This window comes from Sphingopyxis flava (assembly GCF_900168005.1).
GTDB lineage: Bacteria > Pseudomonadota > Alphaproteobacteria > Sphingomonadales > Sphingomonadaceae > Sphingopyxis > Sphingopyxis flava.
The window spans coordinates 1-4,731 of sequence record NZ_FUYP01000069.1; the positions used below are offsets into that span (position 1 = coordinate 1).

At 61.8% G+C, this 4,731-nt stretch carries 2 protein-coding genes and 2 pseudogenes; all 4 read right to left on the reverse strand.

Translation table 11 applies throughout. The annotated features are described in order from the left end of the window. Positions 1-180: 180 nt before the first annotated feature. Entirely contained in the window at positions 181-1,548 is a 1,368-nt protein-coding gene (locus B5X69_RS20155; protein ID WP_053556051.1) for an IS1182 family transposase, read from the reverse strand. 49 nt (positions 1,549-1,597) lie between these two features. Beyond that, positions 1,598-1,870, reverse strand: a pseudogene (locus tag B5X69_RS20160) (transposase); the annotation flags it as partial. Between the two features lie 84 nt (positions 1,871-1,954). Beyond that, positions 1,955-3,466: a group II intron reverse transcriptase/maturase gene (gene ltrA / locus B5X69_RS20165; protein WP_217699171.1), complete on the reverse strand. Its 1,512-nt coding sequence runs from the start codon at positions 3,464-3,466 to the stop codon at positions 1,955-1,957. Between the two features lie 624 nt (positions 3,467-4,090). Further along, positions 4,091-4,573: pseudogene (locus B5X69_RS20170) on the reverse strand (transposase); the annotation flags it as partial. Positions 4,574-4,731 lie beyond the last annotated feature (158 nt).

The window sequence follows — 4,731 nt, forward strand, 5'->3', positions numbered from 1 at the left end:
TTCTGATCGGGCTGCAGGAAGACCTGGCGGATCGCGGCGGCGACGACAGTGTTCTGGCCCTTGGGCACATAGGACAGGGCATTGCGCATGAAGTGAACCCGGGGGTTGTTGAAAAAGCCGCTATCATTGCGATTTGATGTAGACCACGGGATTGTTCCTCGGATTTCCACCCTTTGGGCGCTATTGAACTGTGAGGTACCTGGGGGGACGATTTTCGGCGACACCGGCGGTTAAGACGGCGCAAATTAGCGAGATGAGGGCGGCAGCTAGCCGCTTGAGATTGATTGCGGCGGCCGTCAGGAAGGCCTGAATGCGCATATTGTCGAGGCCGCGCCGGACAGCGCGGGCAAGCCCGTGCCAAGTCTTGGCTTCACCGTGAACGCCTTCGACCCGCCAGCGGTGACGCTGATAGAGCCGTTCTTCGCGGTTGCTCCATCGGCTCCGCTTGCGTCGCGCCCGCAGCAGCGAAGGGTGATTGACGTTGAACACGACGACGCGGGCACGGCGTGAAGGGCTCACGCAGCGTGCCTGGAGCGGACATCTGCCGCAATCCTTGGCGCGGGCGTGGAAATACTGGAAGGCGCCGCGATGCAGCTTGCCCTTCGGACGTAGAATCTTGCCCTTGGGGCAACGCGCGACATTATGGCGGGCATCGAACTTGAAGCGGCGCGTAGGAATGACCTTGCCCGGCGGGGGCTCCGCCTTGGCTGGGACGATGCCTTCGATCTCACGGTCTTCCAGCGCGCGGAACACTTTGGCGTAGGCGTAACCGGCGTCCATCGTCGCGGTGGTGATCGCCTGGCCGGTGGTCGCGGCCACTGCATCGAGCCGTCCTGCAACCGCCATGCCTTCATTCTCCTCACCCGTTGCGATCTCTACATCGACAATGACGCCGGCCACGTCATCGACAGCGGTGTGTTGCTTGTAGGCCGGTTCAAGGCGGCGGTTGCGGCCGTTTGTCGCCATCGTGGCGTCGGGATCGGTCACGCAGACCTTCTTGAACTTGCCGCTCTGCCGGCTGTCTCGGAGCGCCTCGTCGTTGGCTTCGGCGACCGCCTCGACATGGCGGACGGCTAGCGAATCCCAGCTCACATGCGCGCGGATCAATGAGGCGTCGAGGTGGACGACTTCCCCGGTCGCAATCTTGGCGGCAACGCAGGCTTGGACTGTGCGCTCAAAGATCCGGCGAAAGCGTTCGGCCCCCCAACGCTGGCGAATGCGCGTCAGTGACGAATGGTCGGGCAACGGCTCGTGCAGCCCATAGCCGACAAACCAGCGGATCGCGATGTTGACCGCCGCCTCACGCATCAGCCGCCGATCATGGACGATGCCGAGCAGAAAACCCGCGAGCATCAGGCGAACCGCGACCTCCGGATCGATGCCCGGCCGGCCATTGTCGATGCAGTATAGATCGGTGATCTCGTCGCGCAGCCAGGAAAGATCCAAAACGGCATCGACCCGAACCAGAATGTGCTCGTCGGGAATGAGCTGGCGCAGCGATCCCGTAATGAACAGTTCCAGTTGATCTCGTTCCTTGCGCCCCAGCATGCCGCCTCCCTCGCCGATCAAATGCAAGTGAATCACACGGCGGGAGCTTTTTCAACAACCCCACCCGGCAGCGCTGCCAGGTGGCGCCCATGACGCGGGTGATCGCGCCCTTGAGGCCCTCGTGAGCATCGGAGATGACCAGCTTCACGCCGGCAAGACCGCGCCGAACAAGGTCCTTAAGGAAGTCGGACCAGAAGACCTCCGCTTCCGAGGGGCCGATATGCAGGCCGACGATCTCGCGCCGGCCCTCGGTGTTGACGGCCATGGCGATTATTGCGGCAACGCTGATGATCCGCCCGCCTTCGCGTACCTTGAGATAGGTGGGTGGAGTAGGCGACACGCGCCTTACCGCCTTGCGGCGGTAGGTTTCGTATCGCCTCTCGCCGAACCGGACGTGCGTCTTTCGTTACGCATCCGGCTCTCCAGAAGACACGGCGAAGTCAGGCGTCCGCATCCAGCCAAGGCGATAGCGGCACACCGGGGTCCAACCGAGCAGATGTTGCTCGGTCAGCCCGTCACGCCATAATCGCCTCGTAGGGCGTTGCAGGCTGGGAAGCTTTGATTCCCACAGCTCGCTAGGCCGCGCTTTCGGGCGTTTCCTACGCAACCAGCAATACAAGCGAAGGCCGACATACCAGTCGAGATCGACAAATAGGCGGCCCGCCCCCACGCAGTAGCGATAGTAGTTCGCCCATCCGCGCAGGATGGGGTTAAGCTCCTGAAGCTTTGCGCCAAGGCTGCCACTAATACTATCAGGACGGGTCAGCTGCTTGACTTTGCGACGCAGGTTGGCGGCTTTTGCCTTCGGGATTTCGACGCGCGGGCCGAAGCCGTAGCGTTTGTCCCAATGCATGCCGAAGCGGAATCCGAGGAACTCGAACCCGTCCGTCATGGCCGTTACCTTTGTCTTTTCCGGCGACAATTCGAGGCCTGTGACGCGGCGCAAGTGGTCGGCCAGTGCAGATTTCTCCGCGATTGCCTGCTCTTGCGTTCCCGAGACCAGCACGACAAAATCGTCGGCGTAGCGCACCGGAAGATAGATGCAGCGACCGGCGATGCGGTCACTGTCCCGTGCGCTTGCTGCCGCTTTTATCCCGTCGCTTTTGCGACGAGCCTGGGTCTTGGTGCGGTGATACGTCCACCGTTCGTACCGCTCCTCAATCGCGCTTAGCGCGATGTTGGCCAGCAACGGTGAGATGATCCCGCCTTGGGGGGTGCCGGCGTCTGTACGGAAGAACTGTTCTTCCGTCAGTGCCCCGGCCTTGAGGAACTGCCCGACCAACCGGATCACCCGCCGATCAGCTACGCGTTGACGCAGTCGATCGAGCAAGAGGTGATGGTTGAGATTATCGAAGCAGCCTTTGATGTCCCCTTCTATTACCCAAGGGTACGGCATCCGGCTCCGCCGAGTGTCCTTGTCCCGTTTCTGCGGGAGAGATGCCCGACGAATGTACTCCAAAGCCCCATGCGCGCTCCGTCCGGGTCGGAACCCATAGGAGACGTGCCAGAACTGGGCTTCGAAGATTGGCTCCAGAAGTATTTTGACCGCGCCTTGAATGACGCGGTCCTTGACTGTGGGGATGCCCAAGGGTCGGAACTCCCCCGGTTTTCCAGCTTTCGGTATGAGTTTGCGTCTTGCCGGCTGCGGCCGATACGCGCCGCGGCGCAGTTCGGCTTGCAGATTAACAAGAAAGCGATGCTCACCCCTGTTCCGGATGCGTCCCACGGTCATCCCGTCAACGCCGGCAGTTCGGCCGCCTTTGTTAGAGGCCACCCGCTGCCAAGCGTGGCGAAGTACGCGGAGGTCGGTCAACCAACCCCACATGTCCCGCCATTGATCGTCGGGATTTGCCTTACTCCACTGGTAAAGTTTGCGCTGAACGCCGAGTACCCAAGCCGCGTCGGCTTGGTGATCCATGTCCACAGATCACTCCTCCGTCTTGCAAGTCTACCGTCTTCCTGCTTCCCTTCGCCCTGTGTGCGGCTTTCCCGCACTCCGACTACTACGGAAGCTCCGCCCTTGGTGTCGTCCCTCTCCGGCCGTTGCGGCTAGCCGGGCACCGTGCCCGGCAGACGATCCAAGTTCCCGTGTTCCGATTTCCAACCTTTGTGCTCTTAGGCGGCGAGCTCTACCCCGTACGATGCTGGAGGTGGACCATGGGAGCCGACCCCACCCCGAGTGTGATTGCCACACTCACCGAGGAGGATTGACGAGCCTCCCCTGCCTGATCGTTCTCGGTGCCTTCACGCCATTGCGCGTGTTGAAGGCGATCTCTGTGTTTCCTCCGAGGCTTCATGCGCTCACTTCGTTGTCTCGCCATAAACACTGCGGTAGCCCGACCTACGGTCAATGGCCCGTATTCGGTACAGTTCAGGCCGATCTGCTTATGTCACTCGGCCGGCAACGCCCGGTCGAGCTTCTCGGCCCCCTTCCGTCCACTGCTCCGGCGGACGGGGCGGCATTGCAGCCGCCGGTCGGAAATCAGCAAGCTTAAGAGGTGATTGCTAGATCATAGCCACCTCCCGCGCCGCACGGCGCACCATCGAGCCAGAGATACGGCCATTCGCCGGTGAGCGGGCGTTTCAGAAAGGCATGGACGCGCTCGTCAATGTCCTTGCAAAGCTTGGAGACGGTGGACTTGGAGATGCCGGTCATGCCCATGGCCTGGACGAGTTCATCGACCCGCCGGGTGCTGACCCCGCCGATCCACGCTTCCTGGATCACCGCAACCAGCGCTTTCTCGACCATCTTGCGGGGCTCAAGGAAGCCCGGAAAATAGGACCCAGCGCGCAGCTTGGGGATTTTTAGGTTCAGCGTGCCTACCCGGGTATCCAGCGTACGGTCGCGATAGCCGTTGCGCCAGGTCGCGCGCTCGCTGCTGCGCTCGTGGCGACCCGCGCCGATCAGGCCATCAACGTCGGCCTCCATGATCAGCTGCAGCACATTCTCGGCGATGGTGCGCAAAAAATCCGGTTGGCCGCCCTTCGCAGCAAGCTCTTCGATCAGTAATCTGTCCTCGGTCATCGGGAACTCCTCTTCGTCACGGTTGAAGTGTGCAAACTCCACCATAACGATGAGCCCGGTGGCCACCAGCGACGCCGTATTCCGGGGTGGGGCATGCCCCACCCCGGAATACACCATCGCCTACACCGGAAATTACACCACGAGCGCGGACGCTAACG

Bases quoted from the DNA above. Each gene is read 5' to 3' on its own strand.
- B5X69_RS20155 (WP_053556051.1), bottom strand. From the start codon at position 1,548: ATGCTGGGGCGCAAGGAACGAGATCAACTGGAACTGTTCATTACGGGA.
- ltrA (WP_217699171.1), bottom strand. From the start codon at position 3,466: ATGGATCACCAAGCCGACGCGGCTTGGGTACTCGGCGTTCAGCGCAAA.